Raw genomic sequence first — 18,477 nt, 5'->3', positions numbered from 1 at the left:
TTTACTCTCTATCTTGATTTTTTTGACGAGGTTAATAGTGCTTTAAGCTTTCAAACTATTCTTTTTTCTAGGTTCAGTTTTTTACCTTTAGTTCGTGGTTCAGTGAACCGCTTCCCTTCTGGCGCTTTATTAATGTATCAACTCTCCCCAGAGTTGTCAAGCGTTTTGCGAAAATATTTTTGACTTTTTTTTGAACCTATATACAGCAAGGGTTTCGGCATTTATGGCCTACTCCGGTATCCCTGGCTGACTCCTCTTTATAACTATGGGGTCTTTTTTTGGGCCAAAAGCCGTATTTTATGATGATGGCGCTTACTTGGACTAGAGAACCCATTTGACATCTTTGAGGCTGCGAGTCGAGAGTCCGTTGTCTGTCGAGCGTCATAAATATCTCAAATGGGTTCAAAAGAAGCGGTATTGACCGGATACTCCGGCGTTGCTGAAAGACTAATGGTTATCATGGTAAAAGAGGAATAAGTAGAGTGGACTGAGGTTAATCCCGATGAAGTGTCCTAATTGCTACTGAAGCGAGATATAACCCTCTTTTGTTACTCTGGGAAAATAAAAATAAGAGCCAAATTTTTAACTGTAGATAAGCTGTTGTGCATTTAAATAGGGTGTGAGGATTGGGTGAAAGGGAACAGGAAACGGGAAACAGGGAACAGACAATATGTAGTTTAAATGCTCGACAGCTTATAGCGAGCATTTGAGCGTTTATTTTCTAACAGAATAGCTGAAATCAGGATTTTTGGTAAAAGTCTTATGCTCTAAGTGTTCCTGATTATTTTTTCCCCGAAAGTGACAAAAGAGGGATATAGCAATCCGATCTGAGTCTCACAACACAATGCCCTCTAGTCTTCCTAGACATGTTATATAGCAAGACTTTCAGATTTTACGGATCTAGAAAATCACTTAGGATTGCTATATATGGATTTCCGTTGGGAAAGGATGTTCGTGCAACAGTTGCTGTCATCTCTGGAATTGACGAGCAGTGGCGGGGGTGAAGAGTCATAATAAATTATTTAATACGCTGCGTGATTACACCATCATTCTGCTTATTCAGGATGGCGAATCTCTGAGGGGTGAAACCCTCAGAGATTCGCCAACAGTCTCTTTCAACCGCCGAGTCATCCGAATTTGGGTTCCCCACATCACCGTTAGGATTACTGTATTAATGAAAATCGCCACCTGGAACGTCAACTCAATCCGCACCCGCCTAGAACACGTTACTAGCTGGTTGCACACAAACTCCCCAGACGTTCTCTGCCTCCAAGAAACCAAAGTTACAGACAAAGACTTCCCCCTAGAACCCTTCACCAACCTTGGCTACAACTGCTACATTTCCGGTCAAAAATCCTACAACGGTGTCGCCATTTTTAGCCTATCGCCCCTAACGCAAATCAGCAGCGGATTTGCCCCCCTTCTCGGCGACGAAACCACAGGTATTTTTGACGAACAAAAACGCCTAATAGCCGGGGTTATAGACGATATTTGCATTATTTGCGTATACGTTCCCAACGGTTCCGAAGTTGGTAGCGAGAAATATGACTACAAGCTAAAGTGGCTCAAACTGCTGCAAGAATACCTCAAAATAGCACTAGATAAATCCCCCAACTTGTGCATTTGCGGCGACTTTAACATCGTCCCGGACGATCGAGATATCCACAATCCCAAAGCCAATGCTAACTCCGTCGGCTTGTCTGTCGCCGAGCGCCTCGCGCTAACAGAAATCATAGAATTAGGATTAAACGACCCCTTTCGGAAATTCACCACAGAAGGCGGTCATTATAGCTGGTGGGACTACCGCGCCGCCGCATTTCCACGCAACAACGGCTGGAGAATCGACCACCATTATCTCAGCCCTCCCCTCTACGAACAAGCCAAAAACTGTACAATAGATATTGCTCCTAGAAAATTAATCAAACCCAGCGACCACGCCCCCGTAATTGTCGAAATTTGATTTATAAGTTATAAGGTTAAGAGCAACTGAGATATTGCACCATTCTCAATAAGCCTTGGATGGGCGGGCAGGATGCCCACCCCACAAGAAAATTCAATCTTTGTGGAACAGGCATCTTGCCCACTATTGAGAAAAGTGCAATATGTAAGTAACAATCAACAACTAAAAATCATGTTCTTAGTAACCGGAGCAACAGGCGCACTAGGCCGCCGAATTGTACGAGAAATCAGACAGCAAGAAAAGCCTGTCCGCGCATTTGTTCGCCTCGCATCTCGCTACTCTGAACTAGAAAACCGAGACGCCGAGATTTTTATCGGCGACTTGAAACAAGACAAAGATATTAAAAAAGCCTGCCAAGGCGTGCAGTACATCATCAGCAGTCACGGCACCGGCGGGGACGTTCAAGCAGTACATTACCGCGCTAACATAGAATTAATCGACTGCGCCAAGGAAGCCGGAGTGCAGCACTTTGTCTTTATTTCGGTACTGGGAGTCGATCGAGGATACGAAGATTCCGCAGTATTCAAAGCCAAGCGAGAAGTTGAAAAATACCTGCAAAACAGCGGCTTGAATTATACAATCTTGCGGCCTGCCGGTTTTGCTTCCAGCTTGTTACCGCTAGCAGAAAGATTTCGAGAAACCGGACTTTACCTGCTGATTGGCGACGGCAAAAACCGCACCTCTGTTGTCAGTACCGACGACTTAGCAAAGATTGCCACAGACTCGCCAACTGTCGAAGGCGCCCGCAACCAAATTCTGCGAGTCGGTGGTCCGGATGTGCTGACAAGAGACGACATTCCCCGCATTTTTGCACGCATATTCAATCGGGAACCGATCGTAATCAACCCGCCGCTGGTTGTGTTTGACGGTTTGAGAAATGCCTTGGGTTTATTGAATCGTCAAGCTCAAAAAGACTTAGGAACTTTGCGGGTATTGCTGGGTAACGAGTATTTCTGCACTCCCGAACAAGTGCAAAACTTGGAATCAATCTACGGCATGAGAATGGAATCCCTAGAAAGCTTTCTGCGGCGCAATTTGAGCGTTTAAAATGCTAGTTATTTTCGTTGCCAGGTTTGCCTGGTAATGAAAACCCGGAGGCTCTGCCTTCAAACTCTTGTCTCATTTTAATGGAGGCAAAGCCTCCCGATATCTGTCCCCAGGCTCTGCCGGGCTACGAGCAAAATGTAGCGCCCAATCTCAACTGGAAACCATCTAAGCAGAAATAGGTACTGGTTCAGCACCAATATAGCTCGTAACTGCGATCGGGGGAGAAGTCGGCTTAGCAATCAAATAACCTTGAACCAAAGTTGCTCCCCGTTCTCGCACCCACTCAAACTCCTCCAAAGTTTCTACACCTTCAGCAACAGTTTTAATTTCTAATTGAGCGGCAATTTCTAACATCTTTTCGGTAATGAGTGCCTTATAATAATCTTGATGGACGTTGCGAATTAATTGCATATCCAACTTAATAAAATCTGGACGCAGTTGGTGCATCAAATTTAAATTAGAAGAACCGCTGCCAAAATCGTCCAGGGCGATTAAAAATCCTGCCTCTCGGTAAAATCTCAGAATATTAATCAAGTGATCGATATCAGGAGGGTGCTGAGATTCCGCTACTTCAAAAACAATATTGCTGTGAGGAATTCCCGCTTCATCAATAGCCTGTACAGTTCTTCGCAGGCACGTAGCGGGATCGTAAACTGAAGTCGGAGAAAAATTAATAAAAAGTAGTTCTTTGATATCGTAAACATGGGCTTCGCGGATAGCGCGAGTCCGAGCTAAAACATCTAGTTGAAAAATCAGACCGGCTGATTCTGCTTGGGCAAAAATCCGACCCGGATAAATTAAGTTTCCTTGCTCGTCAATTCCTCGGAGTAGGGCTTCATGGGCAAAAATTTTAGAAGTATCTGAGGTATAAACAATGGGCTGAAAATGTGTAGTAATGCGTTCTTCCCACAACAAATCTAACAGCCAGTCCGACTGGCTGAAGTTAATAAAAGAGCATAAGGAAGTGCTGCGATAAAAATCGCTAAGTTGTGGCTTTTGAACTTCGCGCATCCACAAAACTTTTGTTTCTTTCAACTCTTGAGTTGTCAGTACAGATGATGCTAGGGCGCTAAACTTTTCTTTGGCAATTCCCTCAAGCATAACGTACAAACACTTGCTTTCTTCTAACAGCCGGAATTCAAGTTCAGTCTTGGTTAATGCAGAAATAACCTTTTTGAGCGTGTGCGATACTGGAAACCACAGGTATAGACCTCCGCTGCCCTCTATTTTTGCGGGTACTGTTTCGCAGCGAGAGCAGGAGCCGAAGGCTTTGCCACTTATTTGCATTGGAATATCCTCCGGTTTTTAGGTTAATTTTAGGCAGGCTAACTACTCTGTTATATTATAAGCTCATTCAGCTATTAATTCATCTATCTCAAGATGTAAATCTTAATGAACTTGTATTTAAGAATTATTGCAGTATTTATACTTGTCTCCGGTTTCAAACCTTGGTCAAAGTTCTCAGCATCGAGCAAGTAGGTGTGATTAAACACAGTCCCCAATCATCACAGACTGAGAAGGCGAAGACTTGTAGACTTGTTCTCTACTCTCTACTGCCGATCTGATTGTTTACGTTTTATTCTATAGTTCGCTCTGCCAAAACAGTCGCTACAGCTAATTGTTTAGCAAAGGGGAATTCAAACGCCCGTGAAGCGCAGCTATCCCGTAGAGAATCGCCCGATCGACTAATTTATGCGTACCAGAAATCTACACACCCGGACGATCGCCCAAAACAAACTCACTTGCTGGGGCATATCCACTTTAATTTTATAATCGGGATGACAGGATTTGAACCTGCGACCCCCTCGTCCCGAACGAGGTGCGCTACCAAGCTGCGCTACATCCCGAAATTAGTCACTAGATTTTAAGCTTATCACATTCAAGTAAAAATTTAGCAACCTCGTATATAATTATTTGTAAAATACTACTCAGGCGGAGACAGACGTGACAGTTAAGCCCCAGTGGTTGCGAGTTAAAGCCCCCCAGTGGGAGCGCGTCGGCAACGTCAAAGAAATTTTGCGGGATTTATCCCTAAATACGGTTTGCGAGGAGGCGTCGTGTCCGAACATCGGCGAATGCTTCAACGCAGGTACTGCGACATTTTTGATTATGGGGCCGGCTTGTACCCGCGCCTGTCCTTACTGCGACATCGATTTTGAGAAAAAGCCTCAATCTTTAGATCCCACAGAACCCCAAAGATTGGCGCAAGCGGTTCAGCGGCTCAAACTCAACCACGTCGTGATTACCTCTGTCAACCGGGACGATTTGCCAGATGGGGGGGCGTCTCAATTTGTCGAGTGCATTCAAGCAGTGCGATCGACGATGCCCGATACAACTATAGAAGTTTTGATTCCCGACTTGTGCGGCAACTGGCAAGCTTTAGAAATCATTCTCGCAGCCCGGCCAGAGGTACTCAACCACAATACCGAAACCGTAAAGCGACTTTACCGGAAGGTGCGGCCGCAAGGAAAGTACGATCGCACCTTGGAACTATTGCAGCGAAGCCGCGAACTCGCACCTGGGGTTTACACCAAATCCGGCATCATGGTGGGACTGGGAGAAACAGACGCCGAAATTCGGGAGGCAATGCAAGACTTGCGGGCTGTCGGCTGCGATATTTTAACAGTTGGACAGTACCTGCAACCGACTCAAAAGCACTTGAACGTAGAAAACTTTGTGCCTCCAGAACAGTTTGATGCTTGGAGAAAGTTTGGCGAATCTTTGGGATTCTTGCAAGTTGTCGCTTCTCCCTTAACTCGCAGTTCCTATCACGCCGAACAGGTAAGGGAACTGATGAAACTTTATCCACGCTAGCAATTTTAATTTGAGTTGACTCGCGCCCGTTAGCGAAGCCCTCGAAGAGGATCGCACCATTCTCACTAAAACCCGATCAACCGGGTAACAGCGAGGAAAAACTTGCGCTTGATATGCAGACCCAGGGCCAAAAACCCGGTTTCAGATGCTGGTGTTCGGGGCGTGATGTTAAGCGGGAAGCAGTAGCCAACAGCCATTGGTGACAAGTTAAGACTTAATTGCATTTGTCAATCAGTAATACTACTCAAAAAAACTGCTTTTTTAGGAGTGGAAAATTTACGATTTGAGAGGGAGTAGGTATAAACATCATGGGAGGCATGATTCCTCGATCGCCCACATCTCAGTTTTATGCCCAAAATCCGAGTAAATGTTGAGCCTAGTTGCTGATTGACAAATGCTTTCTTAGCTTAACTTGTTACCAATGGCCAACAGCAAAAAAAATATCAGCCGATCGCCGCCTCAAAGTCGCGACTTAGGCAAAAGAGATCCCGAAACCGGGTTTCTTGCTCAAACTTCTAGGTTTTAATCCAGAAATTTGAGGAAGAAACCCGGTTTTTGCGTCAGTCAATAACTCGGTACTGCGGACTATAGCAACTCTGAAGCTCATATGCTGTAATAGATTAAACTTCTGCGCTCGCAACAGCGTATTTAATCAAGAGCGCCGAGTTATATAAAGTTTTATTAAAAAAATGGCTAATTTTCCGAAGTGATCGGGAACCAGGTTATCGGTGATGAAGATTAACTTAACTTCTGACTAACGTCACTTGTTTCTAGCCAGTCACTATCTATACTAGCTACATAAACAAAGAAGTACAACACACTTTTCGGGCCTTCAACCTGTTACATCAGAAAGTTCTTAGCGTTTTCCAGAATCTTGGTAAAACAAGTGGGGCAGCAAAAGTTCGATCGAACAACAGCAGAAAAGTCAGAAAAGTTACTAAAGAAACACAAAGCGGTGATGCTTCGTCTTAACCAAATGGGCATCTTAATTATAAATAACCGCTAAGCGTAGCATCTTTTCACCCGGAGCCACTGAGAAAATCACTATGCCAGCCACCTCTTTTTACGCTGAAGCTGAATTCGACGAACAACTGCGAGTCAATCCCTTGCAAGGTGATGTGTTGGATGAAGATGCTGAAGAAGCTGGAGACGAACTGCTCGACCAAGACCCAGCAGAGACCGAAGATGCAGACCCAGCAGCCAAATTGCAAAAAAATGCCAGCCGTCGCACTACAGATTTAGTGCGCCTGTACCTCCAAGAAATAGGTCGGGTTCGTCTCTTGGGTAGAGACGAAGAAGTCTCGGAAGCTCAAAAAGTTCAGCGCTATATCAAATTGCTGGAATTACGCAACACCGTCGCCTCCCAGGAAGAAGGGCTAATTGGGCGCTTCGTGCATTTAATTGAGGTGCGCGATCGGTTAGCAGCACAGTTGGGACATAAACCTTCCCTGGAACGCTGGGCATTAACCGCCGGTGTCAGTGACGTGCCAGAACTCAAGCGAATTATGTCTGAAGGCAAGCGCCAGTGGGCCGAGTTAGCCGAGATGACGGTCGAGACGATCGAAAGAATTCAAGCTGAAGGCGTCGAAGCTAAAGACCACATGATTAAGGCGAACCTGCGCCTGGTGGTTTCGGTGGCGAAAAAATATCAAAATCGCGGTTTAGAATTGCTCGACTTAATACAAGAAGGTACTCTGGGACTGGAGCGAGCTGTAGAAAAGTTTGACCCGACGCGGGGCTATAGGTTTAGCACCTATGCCTACTGGTGGATTCGGCAGGGAATTACGCGGGCTATCGCCACTCAAAGCCGCACCATTCGCCTCCCCGTCCACATCACCGAAAAACTTAACAAAATCAAAAAAGCCCAGCGCAAAATTTCTCAAGAAAAAGGTCGGACAGCTACGATCGAAGACATCGCTGTCGAGTTGGACATGACAGCGCCCCAAGTCCGAGAAGTTTTGTTGCGAGTACCCCGTTCTGTTTCTTTGGAAACTAAAGTGGGCAACGAAAAAGATACAGAGTTGGGCGACTTGCTAGAAACCGACAGCATCTCCCCAGAAGAAATGCTGATGCGAGAAGCTTTGCACCGCGACTTGCAGCAACTGCTGGCAGATTTGACCAGCCGCGAGCGAGATGTAATTCTGATGCGCTTTGGTTTGGGTGACGGACACCCCTATTCGCTGGCAGAAATCGGTCGCGCCCTCGACTTGTCCCGCGAGCGCGTCCGTCAAATTGAAGCCAAAGCTTTGCAAAAACTCCGCCAACCTAAGCGTCGCAACCGCGTCCGCGACTATCTGGAGTCTCTGACTTAAATTTGGCCGGTCAGTCAGCGCGATTAATCAGGGAGCAAGGCATTTGGCACTTGTGCAGAAGGCATGAGGCATTCGGCAGAAGTAACAATATTTACTTCTCAACCACTTCTCTGTCCTCTGCAGCAAGTCAATCGATTTTAGATTTTAGATTTTAGATTTTAGATTTTAGATTTTAGAATTGAAGCCTTGACCCCACGCATAAATTCGGGGGGCAAGTTTCATCCGATACAGGTTTTTTATTTCTGGGTCCTGAGTCTCCGAAGGAATGAATCCGGGGGCTTGTATCCTGGATGCTTTCAGTCAATGGATTTTAGATTTTAGATTTTAGATTTTAGAATTGAAGCATTGACCCCACGCATAAATTCGGGGGGCAAGTTTCATCCGATACAGGTTTTTTATTTCTGGGTCCTGAGTCTCCGAAGGAATGAATCCGGGGGCTTGTATCCTGGATGCTTTCAGTCATAAAGCTTGTTAAAAGTCAAAAAATATCAAAAACCAAATTTTTTCCTCAATCTTTTTTCAATAAGCTGTGATATTTGCAAAATATCTCGATCGTTGTGTATTATTGTCAATAGGCAGACTTTCTTGAGAGGGTCACTATGGCACTTTATACCGCGTCCTCATTCAAATCCGAACTCAATGACAAAGGCTGGCGGATGACTCCCCAACGGGAAACCATCTTGCACGTGTTTCAGAACCTCCCCAAAGGCAATCACCTGAGTGCGGAGGATTTGTACACTTTGTTAAAAAATCGCGGAGAAAATATTAGCTTGTCCACCATTTACCGAACTTTAAAGTTAATGGCAAGGATGAGCCTCCTCCGCGAACTCGAACTAGCAGAAGGTCACAAACACTATGAAATAAACCAGCCTTACCCACATCACCACCACCACCTAGTCTGCGTTCAGTGCAACAGAACGATCGAATTTAACAACGATTCGATTTTGAAAATTGGCATGAAGCAAGCTGAAAAGTCTGGGTTGCACCTGCTAGACTGCCAGCTAACCATTCATACGGTGTGTCACGAAGCTTTGCGGATGGGATGGCCGTCTTTGGTTTCCAGCAATTGGTCTTGTCCGAGGTCGATCGCCCACAACGGCAGCAGCGCCCCGGATTCAATCGAGTGACATTACACTATTTTCGCATTTCAAGTATGACTTGTTACAACTTTTAACAAAACTTGGTAGCCCAAGTGCGATCACAGTTACGCGGAAACCGGGTTTCTTAGGAAAAATACATCATTTCAGGAATGAGCCGGAAACAAGAAACCCGATTTCTTTGATGTAGCGTCCGCAAGCGTGGGGCTAAAAAGTTTGGCTCAACAAATCGTCGCTGCTGACCCCGTAACTGCGCTGAGCTCGATCGAGAGCGTCTCTCGTCGAAGTATCCAAAACTCCGCTGATCGAGCCTGTGTAAAAGCCGAGGTCTTGCAGTCGCCTTTGTAATTGCTGAATGCTCGATCGAGAGTTGAAACTGCTGTTAATGGGAACAGCATGAACAGCTACCCGCCCAGCTAATCCATTTTGGAGCGCAGCCAAAGTCGCCGGAGTGGCAATACCCGTCGCCGGTGACAAATTGCGTTCCTGCTGAAACGACAGCACCGCAAACTCGGTCTCGGCTCCAAATACTCCGTTCACCGGGCCGGGGTTTTTGCCCAGACTGGTGAGCGCAGACTGAAGTTGTCGGACAGCAGGCCCAGTATCGCCCCGTCGCAGACCAGCGGCGATTTGCGGCACAGGCGCTCCTGCCTGCCTGTTGCCTTGCTGCAAAGCCGATCGAGTGCTGCGATCGACCCTTCCAGTCCCGAACAGCCCGCTATCTCTCTGAAAGCGGATCAAAGCTGCTTGAGTTGGTCGATCGAACCAACCGTGAATCTGGCTCCTGTAATAACCCAATTCTTGCAGCCTCCGCTGCACAAATTCTACTTGTCTGCCTCTGTCGCCCAACTCCAGAAAATCTCCGCCATTACTCTGTTGGTCATCTTCCTCCGTCCATGAGGTAATTTCAGATTGCCTCATCTGGGCATCGATAGCAGTCAAAGTAGCAGTGTCAGCGCAGCCGTCAGAAACCAGATTGTAATCTTGCTGAAAACGAGTCACAGCGTAGAGAGTGCGTTCCCGAAACTTACCGTCAACGCCACCTTCAAAATAGCCCAAAGCTTTTAATTGCCGCTGGATCAAGTCTACCGTCGCTCCTCTGTCTCCGAACCGCAGCCCCTTGCAACCGCCATTTCCTGAAATATTCCCTGGAAGCGTAACGGGGGGAATCGGCCTGGTGGAACCAAACAGCAAAGCTAAAGTTTGCCTGTCAGCAACTCCAGTCACCCGCAGTCGATTAATTCGCTGGAAGTATCTCACCGCATGAAGAGTCACTTCCCGAAAACTCCCTGTGGGATGCGCGTTGAAGTAGCCTAGCTGCTTCAACCTGCGCTGGAGAGCAGAAACACCTGCACCTGCGTCTCCAAAACGCAGCTCCCGATAATTTGTATAAATAGTATTAAAAGGTCGATCGTCATCCCCGGCAAAACTGTTGAGTGCTATCACAGTAGCTCGATCGGGCCTGCCAGTCAGCGACAGTTGATAGTCTCGCTGAAAGTTAGTCAGCGCTTGTTTTGTAACCGGGCCGAGTTGACCTGTCGATGATCTGGGAAAATAACCGAGTTCCCGCAACCTGTCTTGAATCGCTCGCACATTGGGATATCCCGGATCTATTTGAGCAAAAGCCGCACCGGCTGCACTCAAAACCGAGAGCATCAAAGCCAGAGACAACAAACGGACGTAAGTCTGACTCGATAGGTTTTGCCACTTGGGCTGATCAAAAATTTTCGACTCTGTGGGTGCTTCGCAAACAAGAGCAAGTTCGAGGTAAGCAAGAGATTCCATAATTTTTTAGTGTGAAATTGTGGGTGGGTTGTGTGAGCAAACTGCCAAAAATGATTTTTGGCACGCTTGGCTTGGATTCTATCAACGCTAAGTTCTACCTGGAAAGCGCGAAGCACCCGTTTTTCTAAAAAATTTACCGTCAAAAATAATTACAGGTAACAACTAAGATAGCATCGCTGCTTCTAGAGGCGCGAGACTCAGCAAAAAAGTTTGCAGGCATAGTCTTAGCCTTTAAGGCCAAAAAAGAATAAGTTCTGGGGTAGTGCTGGCTAATATTTTATCTGGCTGCAGCAGAAATTACCACAAGACTTGGGCGCAGGTTGTCATCACCTTAATTTGTTGTCGGGTAAAGAGCCTGAAATCGCAGGTTTTTTGTTAAGAAACGCGGCTTTTTTATGTGGCGAGTGCATCTGGGAAAGTACCGCTGATTAACCAAAAAACTAGCTACTAAAAATCCCCACTTTTGCTAATTGCAAATAGGGCGGGGATTTTTTGATAAGTTGACTTTGTATTAAAAAATAGACGATCGCTTAAATTAAGCCGAACCGATCGCAAATTACAGCTACTCCCGCTGCAAAAACAGTAATTGCGATGGCTACCAGGGGGTTTTGACCTCTGCTAACCGCAAAAGAGGTAACGACCCCAGCTCCCAAAGCCGCAGTAACAGCCGCAGTCGCCAAATCTCGATCGGGACGTTTGTCGTACATATTTTTTATTGTTGGTAGCTGAAGAGCTGAAAACTTACATCTTGTAATCCAAGCTACCACTCTTGCCTCTGTGGCGGTGATAACAGCCTGCGTTTTGCAACTAACCTTAAAATTTTGCTAATTTTCTTAACATACTCTCTTGAATAACATAAGTTAGGATTATATATTTTCGAGTTTTTATGTTGAGTTTTAGCTCTTGAAACCTTTTGTTTGCTGGGCTTTTATGTCAAATTCAGGATTTTGCAGAGGCGATCGCCCCCGCAGTGTCCGCGCATCAAACTGCAATCTCAAATATCGTAAATAAAATTAACTTGACTTTACGGGATAAATGTGTATCTCGCTATTGGCAACAATAAACAGGTAAAAACCCGGCGTTGGTGAACAATTTTCACACTGCGATTGCTTCGCTGCCCTCACAATGAAATGGATATATAATGGTTCTCAAGCGTTGTCAGGTATGGGGGCGAGTCCTATGCCTATGCCCACGGAGGCCTATGCTCACGGAGGCCTATGATCACCTCATGTTACTGAGAAAGGCTATATTTGTTGTCTAATTAATATCTAAGTTTTATTCGCCCTCAATTCTTTCAGTATTGCCACCTTTGACCCAACCTTCGCGATTGCCATCCTCAACCCGAATTCGCTGCCACTCTTTATCCGGCGACTCTTCCAAAACCACGACTTTTTCCTTGTAACCAACACCGCCAATGCGGTTCGAGTCTCGGCTACCAGTATCCCGGAGAATTAAGCCGATCGGCTGAGTCACCATCGCGCGGTAAGCTCCCGGTTCCAGGGGTTTGGGAGACGGGGCATCGCTAGATGTAGAAACAGGGCTAGCCTGGGCTGTTGACTTCGGCGCAGCGCCCGCAACCTGAGCTGGTGTTTTGTCGTTGGAAAAAATTGGTTTTTCGGGCAAAGTAGTTAGCTTAGCGGCAAAGTAAAGTGCAGCAGCCACGCTAGCACCTGCCATCAGGACGATCGCTAGCAGAAAACCTACTAAAAATTTGAAAACGCTATATACACTGTTCATAAAACCGCAAATGAAGGAAGTTCGGCAACGGATTGTGCAACGGATGTAACGGATAGAAGGTTGACGGTTGACTTCAAAAGCTTAACCTTGAATCCGGCGGCTCAGACTGCCGTATCTAGAAGCAAGGCGAGCTTTTCCAGCAGCGGCCCAATCTTGGAGAAACTGGATTTGTTCTTGAGCCGTTCTGGCTAAGGGCACCATCTGACTAGCTGATTCTAAAATATCATCTGTCGTAAAGTCTCGATTTTGGCTAAACCCAATGTGCATTGCTTCAATCAAAGTTTGCTCGATTTCGGCCCCTGAAAAATCGGGAGTTTCGTAAGCCAAGCGTTCTAAATCGTAATTTTTGATGCTGTGCGATCGCAACCGCAACAAATGTACCTCAAAAATCGCCCGCCGTTCCTCCTGGCTGGGCAAACCCACAAAAAATATTTCGTCAAACCTGCCTTTTCTCAGCATTTCTGGCGGCAAAGACTGGATGTTATTGGCTGTTGCTACCACAAACACCGGCGAAGTTTTTTCTGCTAACCAAGTAATAAATGTCCCGAACACCCGGCTAGTTGTGCCGGAATCCCCTTTACCGTCTAATCCCGCAAAAGCTTTGTCAATCTCGTCAATCCACAGCACGCAGGGGGCCAAAGCTTCGGCTAGCTGAATCATTTGCCTGGTGCGGGATTCCGATTCTCCTACTAATCCGGCAAACAAACGCCCGACATCCAAGCGTAGTAAAGGCAAATGCCAGTGGTGGGCGATCGCCTTTGCTGTTAAGGATTTTCCGGTTCCTTGAATTCCGACTAACAACAAACCTCTGGGATGCGGCAAACCGTATTGGCGGGCTCGATCGGAAAAAGCACCGCCGCGTCGCAGCAGCCATTCTTTGAGATTGTCCAAACCACCGATATCCGATATATTTTCGCGGGCTGGGTAAAAATCCAGAATTTGAGTTTGGCGAATTGTTTGGCGCTTTTCTTCTAAAATCAGTTCCGCGTCGTCGGGGTGGAGTTCGCCTCTGGTTGCGATCGCCTTGGCCAAAACTCGACGGATTCGTTCGAGCGACAGTCCTTGACAGGAGCGCACTGTTTCGTCCAGCAAACGCCCTTCAATGGCTTGTCCGGTTGCCCCTAACAGCCTTTCTACCTCAATTTTAATTTCCCCCGCCGCAGGCAGGGGGAACTCCAAAACAGTCATCACTTCGCTGAGGTCTTCCGGGATCGAAATTAGAGGAGATACAATGACAATATTTTTGGGTACAGATTTGAGGAGTCTCGCCAAATTCCGCAGCTTGCGGGAAATCGAGACATCTTCCAAAAACCGCTGAAAGTCGCGCAGAATAAAAATTGCCGGCGCGGTGGCTGGCAATTTTTCGAGAAATTCCAAAGCTTGTAGCGGGTTGCGCTTGCCAAAACCGGCATCGTTGGGATTGCCTTGGTAGCCATCAACAAAATCCCAGATGTAGACAGCGCGAGAACCCTGTTTTTTGGCGCATTGGGCGATCGCCGATTCTACGCGCTCTTCTTCCCGTGTGGGAATGTAAATTAGGGGGTAGCGCGATCGCAGCAGCAGTTCAAACTCGTCGCTAAAAATAGTCATTAGTCAGTTGTCAGTGGTTATTAGTCATTGGTTATTAGTCATTAGTCCTTAGTCCTTAGTTATTGGTTATTAGATGTTAGTCGATGTGATTTTTTTTGCAGTCCTTATTCAACAGTTATTAGTTCTTAGCTACTGACTGCTGACTACTGACTAATGACTAATGACTAATGACTAATGACTGTTGACTATTGACTAAGGCAATTGCCGTTTAAGTGCTTCCAGAGACGCCCAGCGACTGTCTGAGACTGTTTCGGTGCTTTCTGTATTTGCATCATCAGTTAAAGAAATTCCCGGACATTCAATATCGCATATCTGTTTGTGCGGAAGTTCCAAACACATTTGCTCGTACACCCAATCGCCCGGAGAGAAATAGCCACCTGGGGACAAATTTTCCACCAAATCTTCTAAAGCAACTTCTATTTCTGCTGAACTGGAATCTGTTTGATTTGCTGTTTCTTCGAGCCAGATTAGTTCCGATGAGTTGAGTGCCAAACGATGATTGTATTGTTTCAAGCATCTGTGGCAGGTGAGAGTAACTATTGTTTCTGCTTTCGCCTTCACCTCAAGATAATTCCCTTGGTGAGTCACTTGCAGTCGTCCTCGCACCGGAGTAAGAGTTTCTAAATCGGGGATAAATTCTTCAAAATCAATGACCTCTTTCCGCTCACTTTTTGTGAGTAGATGAGGGATATAAATTGTCTCCATAATCTTTTGCCTTCCTACTTCTTGAATTCAAAGGTCAAAAGGAATAGTTAATTTTTAACTTCTTCCTTCTTCCTTCTTCCTTCTTCCCTCTTTAGCGTCAGCGCAGGCGCACTACCAAACGCCGATCGGGTTCTTGTCCTTGACTGTAAGTTTCTATGTCCTCACATTCGCTCAAAAAGCTGTGGACTTGACGGCGTTCTGCCGAAGACAGCGATTTTATTTCAACTTCAACTCCCGTCGATCGGGCTTGATCTGCTGCGTACTCTGCCATCGATCGCAATTCCTCTTGGCGGCGGATGCGATAGCCATTTAGTTCAACTGTATAAGGAATTGACTCCTCTACTTCCTGACCTATATTCTGAACCGTGTTACAGAGGTACTGAATGGCATCTATTACATTACCGTTTGGCCCGACTAAGATTGCAACTTGTTCTGGAGTCAAATTGCTTTCATCTATTGTCATCCAATAGCAATCTTTTTGTTGTTCGCATACCACTTTTGAAGGAATTGCGGACAGTTGTAGCAATTCTTCTAACCATGCCTGTCCGCGCTGCATTTGAGAGTCTTTCATTGTTGTTAAAATCAAGCCTTTTTCTTAGAACGCTTGGGCTCAAAGGGAAGTGCATCTAATCCTTGTTCTTTTTGGGTTTTCGCCTCTGCTTCGTCCACTATTTTTTGGAGGTTTTCTGGCAGCGGTTCTCGCGACAAAATAAACGATTGAACTGTTTGGAAGATGTTAGCAATCAGCATATACATCAACACACCGGCGGGCAGCGGGAAGAACAAAAACATCCCTGAAAATATGACTGGCGTCAGTTTGTTAACTGTAGCCTGTTGGGGGTTGTCGTTTGGTCCTTGTGCTTGTCCTGAAAGGGTTTGGTTGATGTACAAACTGATGCCGAAGCCCAAGATCATTACCAAAATATCCCAGTGGATTGTACCGTCTGAGTCGATCGCGCCAACGCGGCCTAGAGCTTCAATAAACAGGAATCCTTTGTTACTAGCCAATCCGGGGATTGTGCCTTGAACTGTGGCTTCACCGGGCGCTAATGCCGTGATGTTTCCCTGTTCATCTACCTTTATCAGATCTTCGCCTTTGATGACTTTCCAGCCGGGTTCAAAGTCGATTTCGCTCTTATTTTCTGCAGCTAAAACTTTGAGAGGTTTGCCCTCTGGGGTTTGAAAATTAATCTTGGTTGTGTCGCCGACTGCGAGTTTGTCGCCGCCTGGAATTACGCCCACAACAGGAGCATGAAAAGTACCTGTGACGTAAATATTTTGGGGCGGTGTCGCAAAAGCTTGCGGTTGAACAGTTTCGATTTGTTCTTTAGGCAAAACTTGAACGTTGACGCTGTAATTTATGTCAGAAAACGGCGAACCCCTGAGCGTTGCAAACAGTGCAAACAGCACTGGCATTTGTAGCACCAAGGGGAAGCATCCTGCTAGAGGATTACCAAATTCTTTGTATACTTTGCTCATTTCCTCCTGCTGTTTGGCAGGATTGTCTTTATAGAGTTTTTGAATTTGATCTACTCGCTCTTTCATCAACGGCTGCGCTACTTTCATGCGCCGCATATTGCGAAGAGAGCCTGCGTTGAGAGGATAAAGAGCAAAGCGAATCACGAGCGTCAGTGCTACGATCGCTAAACCGTAGCTTGGCACGATCCCGTAGAAAAAATCTAGGATCGGGAGCATGAGGTTGTTGGAGAGAAACGAGATACCGAAATCCATTCGCTTTGAGTTAATTTAGGTGCTCTATGTTTGCTGTTGAGAACTATTTTTACCCGCTGAAGGCGAGCCGCCTCAATTTTTAGGGTTTTGTCTCTATCTTAGGACATGGCCCGTCGATCGACCGCCCGGTCTGCGGGTTTGTTTTAATGAGTTTGCCAATACTCGCACTCACTTTACCCTGATTTGAGGGCGAAGCGGTTCGGTTATTTAGCTTGGGCCGCGTTTGCTTTTTGAGCGGCTATGGGCAGTTTTTCGTTAATGTAGTCATACATTGCTCGAAATTTCGGCATAGCTCTGAGTTCCAAGCGGCTGCCATTTTTCATGGTGAGCACCATGTCTCCGTAAGTCCCGAAACCGCGAGGTACTGTGACGATTTTGACTATATCTGAGTAGATAACGTCTGTCTGTTCGCCCCCCATCCAACCGCTAGTTACCGACACTCGGCGGCTCGTGATCCGATAGCGCAGCCACAGAGCCCGGACAATTGCTCCTACTGCTAGGGGGATTCCCACCACAGTCAGCCCCAGGAGTAAATTGAGGATCAAGTCTCCCGGCGCGGGGCCGCCTTCATAATATACTTCCTCTCGAATTCCCATCTAGTACCTCGGCTTCTACCAACAACTGCTCTAATTCTTGCAGAATTTCTGCATAATTGCACTCTTGTGCGATCGGACGCACGACAATTACTAAATCCCACCCGAATTTTAATCGGGGCAATAGCTGTCGCAAAGCTGCCCGAATCTGACGCTTAATCCGGTTGCGGACTACAGCGCGTTTGCTGACTTTCAGGCTGATGGAAATGCCTGTGCGAGTCGGCTGCAAGGATTTCTCGGCTGTCGGTTTGCTTAATTCGACGCTTTTTGGTTTACGCAGAGCTCTTAAGCTGAAATGGGCCGAGTTACGGCGCATTCCCTTGCGGTATACGGCGCTGAAGTCTTTTCGGTGCTTAAGTCGGTTTGTCTCGGGCAACATGGCGTAGGGCGATCGTGGAGGCCTCTCAACCTTGATGCAGTGCTAGACTGCGAGGCGGTGGCGACCTTTGCTGCGGCGAGCTTTGATTACCAATCGACCAGTTGCGGTACGCATTCTGGCGCGAAAACCGGATGTTCTTTTTCTTTTGCGGCTGGTTCCGTGCAGGGTTTGCTGTGTCATTTTGATTTCTCCCGGCTTGTTACTTTACTTTTGATTAATATTCACAATCTTCTAGTATACCATAGAGTTGTTTAGTTTACAAATAATTTTAAATTTATGATATTAGTTTGTGGGTAATTCCCAGAAACCAGCTTTCTTTCGAGATATTTCGTATCCCAATTAAGATTATCGAAGAAACCGGGTTTCTTAGCCTGTGGGTAATTCCCAGAAAAAGGTAATATGGATGTAGTTTTTGGATGGTTAGGGATATGGCTCCACAACCTAATGGAAAAGTGACTATCGTCCGCACAGAAAGGGGGCTTACGATCGCGGGAACACCAATAACTCTTTATGATGTAATAGATCATCTCAAAGCCCAGTATCCCCCTAAATTCATTCGTGATGTATTTAACCTTACGGATGAGGAGTTGGGCGCTGCCATTTGCCATTTCCTACATTGAGGCGCACCAGACAGATGTAGAAGCTGAGTATTAAGAAGTTGTGAAATCAGCCGAAGAAACTCGGCAGTATTGGGAACAGAGCAACCGCGAACGCTTTGATCGCATAG

Annotated in this window: 17 protein-coding genes, 1 tRNA gene and 1 pseudogene; 7 read left to right on the top strand and 12 right to left on the bottom strand. The window is 46.3% G+C overall.

Annotated features, from left to right (window positions below; all coding sequences use genetic code 11):
• From QUA03_RS06245 to QUA03_RS06235, 3 genes are all read left to right on the top strand, one after another.
• Positions 1–183: hypothetical protein (locus QUA03_RS06245; protein WP_333210582.1), on the top strand; the 183-nt coding region annotated here is incomplete at its 5' end.
• 991 nt (positions 184–1,174) lie between these two features.
• The gene (gene xth / locus QUA03_RS06240) at positions 1,175–1,960 is read left to right on the top strand and encodes an exodeoxyribonuclease III (protein ID WP_333210589.1); all 786 of its coding nucleotides are present in this window, start codon (positions 1,175–1,177) and stop codon (positions 1,958–1,960) included.
• Positions 1,961–2,131: 171 nt separating this feature from the next.
• Positions 2,132–3,007, top strand: coding sequence for an SDR family oxidoreductase (locus QUA03_RS06235; RefSeq protein WP_333210580.1), 876 nt, complete (start codon positions 2,132–2,134; stop codon positions 3,005–3,007).
• Between the two features lie 165 nt (positions 3,008–3,172).
• On the opposite strand, the gene QUA03_RS06230 is transcribed toward QUA03_RS06235, so the two are convergent.
• The gene (locus QUA03_RS06230) at positions 3,173–4,294 is read right to left on the bottom strand and encodes an EAL domain-containing protein (protein ID WP_333210578.1); all 1,122 of its coding nucleotides are present in this window, start codon (positions 4,292–4,294) and stop codon (positions 3,173–3,175) included.
• 486 nt (positions 4,295–4,780) lie between these two features.
• Positions 4,781–4,854 (bottom strand) — tRNA-Pro (locus tag QUA03_RS06225).
• Positions 4,855–4,945: 91 nt separating this feature from the next.
• Here QUA03_RS06225 and lipA point away from each other — a divergent pair.
• From lipA to QUA03_RS06210, 3 genes and pseudogenes are all read left to right on the top strand, one after another.
• A pseudogene (gene lipA, locus QUA03_RS06220) lies at positions 4,946–5,821 on the top strand (lipoyl synthase); the annotation flags it as partial.
• Between the two features lie 1,046 nt (positions 5,822–6,867).
• On the top strand, positions 6,868–8,133 hold the full coding sequence (sigC, locus tag QUA03_RS06215; RefSeq protein WP_333210576.1) for an RNA polymerase sigma factor SigC: 1,266 nt from the start codon (positions 6,868–6,870) through the stop codon (positions 8,131–8,133).
• 599 nt (positions 8,134–8,732) lie between these two features.
• On the top strand, positions 8,733–9,260 hold the full coding sequence (locus QUA03_RS06210; RefSeq protein WP_190742311.1) for a transcriptional repressor: 528 nt from the start codon (positions 8,733–8,735) through the stop codon (positions 9,258–9,260).
• A gap of 177 nt (positions 9,261–9,437) precedes the next feature.
• Here the strand turns inward: QUA03_RS06210 and QUA03_RS06205 are convergent, their stop codons facing one another.
• The 10 genes from QUA03_RS06205 to rpmH all read right to left on the bottom strand — a co-directional run bounded on the left by QUA03_RS06205 (position 9,438) and on the right by rpmH (position 17,930).
• A complete protein-coding gene (locus QUA03_RS06205) occupies positions 9,438–11,015 on the bottom strand; it encodes a peptidoglycan-binding protein (protein WP_333210574.1) in 1,578 nt (525 codons plus the stop codon).
• A 530-nt stretch (positions 11,016–11,545) separates the two neighbouring features.
• Entirely contained in the window at positions 11,546–11,722 is a 177-nt protein-coding gene (locus QUA03_RS06200) for a hypothetical protein (RefSeq protein WP_006632312.1), read from the bottom strand.
• 568 nt (positions 11,723–12,290) lie between these two features.
• Positions 12,291–12,752: an SH3 domain-containing protein gene (locus QUA03_RS06195; protein WP_333210573.1), complete on the bottom strand. Its 462-nt coding sequence runs from the start codon at positions 12,750–12,752 to the stop codon at positions 12,291–12,293.
• 81 nt (positions 12,753–12,833) lie between these two features.
• Positions 12,834–14,342 carry an AAA family ATPase gene (locus QUA03_RS06190; protein WP_333210571.1) on the bottom strand — a complete coding sequence of 503 codons (1,509 nt, stop codon included), beginning with the start codon at positions 14,340–14,342 and terminating at the stop codon, positions 12,834–12,836.
• Positions 14,343–14,534: 192 nt separating this feature from the next.
• On the bottom strand, positions 14,535–15,047 hold the full coding sequence (locus tag QUA03_RS06185; RefSeq protein ID WP_333057959.1) for a YceD family protein: 513 nt from the start codon (positions 15,045–15,047) through the stop codon (positions 14,535–14,537).
• A gap of 97 nt (positions 15,048–15,144) precedes the next feature.
• Positions 15,145–15,618 (bottom strand): R3H domain-containing nucleic acid-binding protein, encoded by a 474-nt coding sequence (locus tag QUA03_RS06180; protein WP_333039170.1) that lies wholly within the window; start codon positions 15,616–15,618, stop codon positions 15,145–15,147.
• Positions 15,619–15,629: 11 nt separating this feature from the next.
• The gene (gene yidC / locus QUA03_RS06175; RefSeq protein WP_333039172.1) at positions 15,630–16,778 is read right to left on the bottom strand and encodes a membrane protein insertase YidC; all 1,149 of its coding nucleotides are present in this window, start codon (positions 16,776–16,778) and stop codon (positions 15,630–15,632) included.
• Positions 16,779–16,981: 203 nt separating this feature from the next.
• Positions 16,982–17,374, bottom strand: a complete 393-nt coding sequence (locus tag QUA03_RS06170; RefSeq protein ID WP_333106065.1) for a PH domain-containing protein — start codon at positions 17,372–17,374, stop codon at positions 16,982–16,984.
• The gene (gene rnpA / locus QUA03_RS06165; RefSeq protein WP_333210569.1) at positions 17,346–17,750 is read right to left on the bottom strand and encodes a ribonuclease P protein component; all 405 of its coding nucleotides are present in this window, start codon (positions 17,748–17,750) and stop codon (positions 17,346–17,348) included. Before rnpA ends, QUA03_RS06170 begins: the two co-directional genes overlap by 29 nt.
• A gap of 42 nt (positions 17,751–17,792) precedes the next feature.
• A complete protein-coding gene (rpmH, locus tag QUA03_RS06160) occupies positions 17,793–17,930 on the bottom strand; it encodes a 50S ribosomal protein L34 (RefSeq protein ID WP_006632320.1) in 138 nt (45 codons plus the stop codon).
• A gap of 248 nt (positions 17,931–18,178) precedes the next feature.
• Between rpmH and QUA03_RS06155 the strand changes: the two genes are divergently transcribed.
• Positions 18,179–18,370, top strand: coding sequence for a hypothetical protein (locus QUA03_RS06155; protein ID WP_333210567.1), 192 nt, complete (start codon positions 18,179–18,181; stop codon positions 18,368–18,370).
• The last annotated feature ends 107 nt before the right edge of the window (positions 18,371–18,477 follow it).

It is taken from the genome of Microcoleus sp. S36b_A4, assembly GCF_036700645.1.
GTDB lineage: Bacteria > Cyanobacteriota > Cyanobacteriia > Cyanobacteriales > Microcoleaceae > Microcoleus.
This window is presented reverse-complemented; position numbering and strand designations above follow the sequence as displayed.

Coding starts and splice junctions, on each gene's coding strand:
- rnpA (WP_333210569.1), bottom strand. CDS start 17,750: ATGTTGCCCGAGACAAACCGACTTAAGCACCGAAAAGACTTCAGCGCC.
- QUA03_RS06200 (WP_006632312.1), bottom strand. CDS start 11,722: ATGTACGACAAACGTCCCGATCGAGATTTGGCGACTGCGGCTGTTACT.
- QUA03_RS06205 (WP_333210574.1), bottom strand. CDS start 11,015: ATGGAATCTCTTGCTTACCTCGAACTTGCTCTTGTTTGCGAAGCACCC.
- QUA03_RS06230 (WP_333210578.1), bottom strand. CDS start 4,294: ATGCAAATAAGTGGCAAAGCCTTCGGCTCCTGCTCTCGCTGCGAAACA.
- QUA03_RS06195 (WP_333210573.1), bottom strand. CDS start 12,752: ATGAACAGTGTATATAGCGTTTTCAAATTTTTAGTAGGTTTTCTGCTA.
- QUA03_RS06190 (WP_333210571.1), bottom strand. CDS start 14,342: ATGACTATTTTTAGCGACGAGTTTGAACTGCTGCTGCGATCGCGCTAC.
- QUA03_RS06170 (WP_333106065.1), bottom strand. CDS start 17,374: ATGGGAATTCGAGAGGAAGTATATTATGAAGGCGGCCCCGCGCCGGGA.
- sigC (WP_333210576.1), top strand. CDS start 6,868: ATGCCAGCCACCTCTTTTTACGCTGAAGCTGAATTCGACGAACAACTG.
- yidC (WP_333039172.1), bottom strand. CDS start 16,778: ATGGATTTCGGTATCTCGTTTCTCTCCAACAACCTCATGCTCCCGATC.
- rpmH (WP_006632320.1), bottom strand. CDS start 17,930: ATGACACAGCAAACCCTGCACGGAACCAGCCGCAAAAGAAAAAGAACA.
- QUA03_RS06210 (WP_190742311.1), top strand. CDS start 8,733: ATGGCACTTTATACCGCGTCCTCATTCAAATCCGAACTCAATGACAAA.
- QUA03_RS06185 (WP_333057959.1), bottom strand. CDS start 15,047: ATGGAGACAATTTATATCCCTCATCTACTCACAAAAAGTGAGCGGAAA.
- QUA03_RS06180 (WP_333039170.1), bottom strand. CDS start 15,618: ATGAAAGACTCTCAAATGCAGCGCGGACAGGCATGGTTAGAAGAATTG.
- QUA03_RS06155 (WP_333210567.1), top strand. CDS start 18,179: ATGGCTCCACAACCTAATGGAAAAGTGACTATCGTCCGCACAGAAAGG.
- QUA03_RS06235 (WP_333210580.1), top strand. CDS start 2,132: ATGTTCTTAGTAACCGGAGCAACAGGCGCACTAGGCCGCCGAATTGTA.
- xth (WP_333210589.1), top strand. CDS start 1,175: ATGAAAATCGCCACCTGGAACGTCAACTCAATCCGCACCCGCCTAGAA.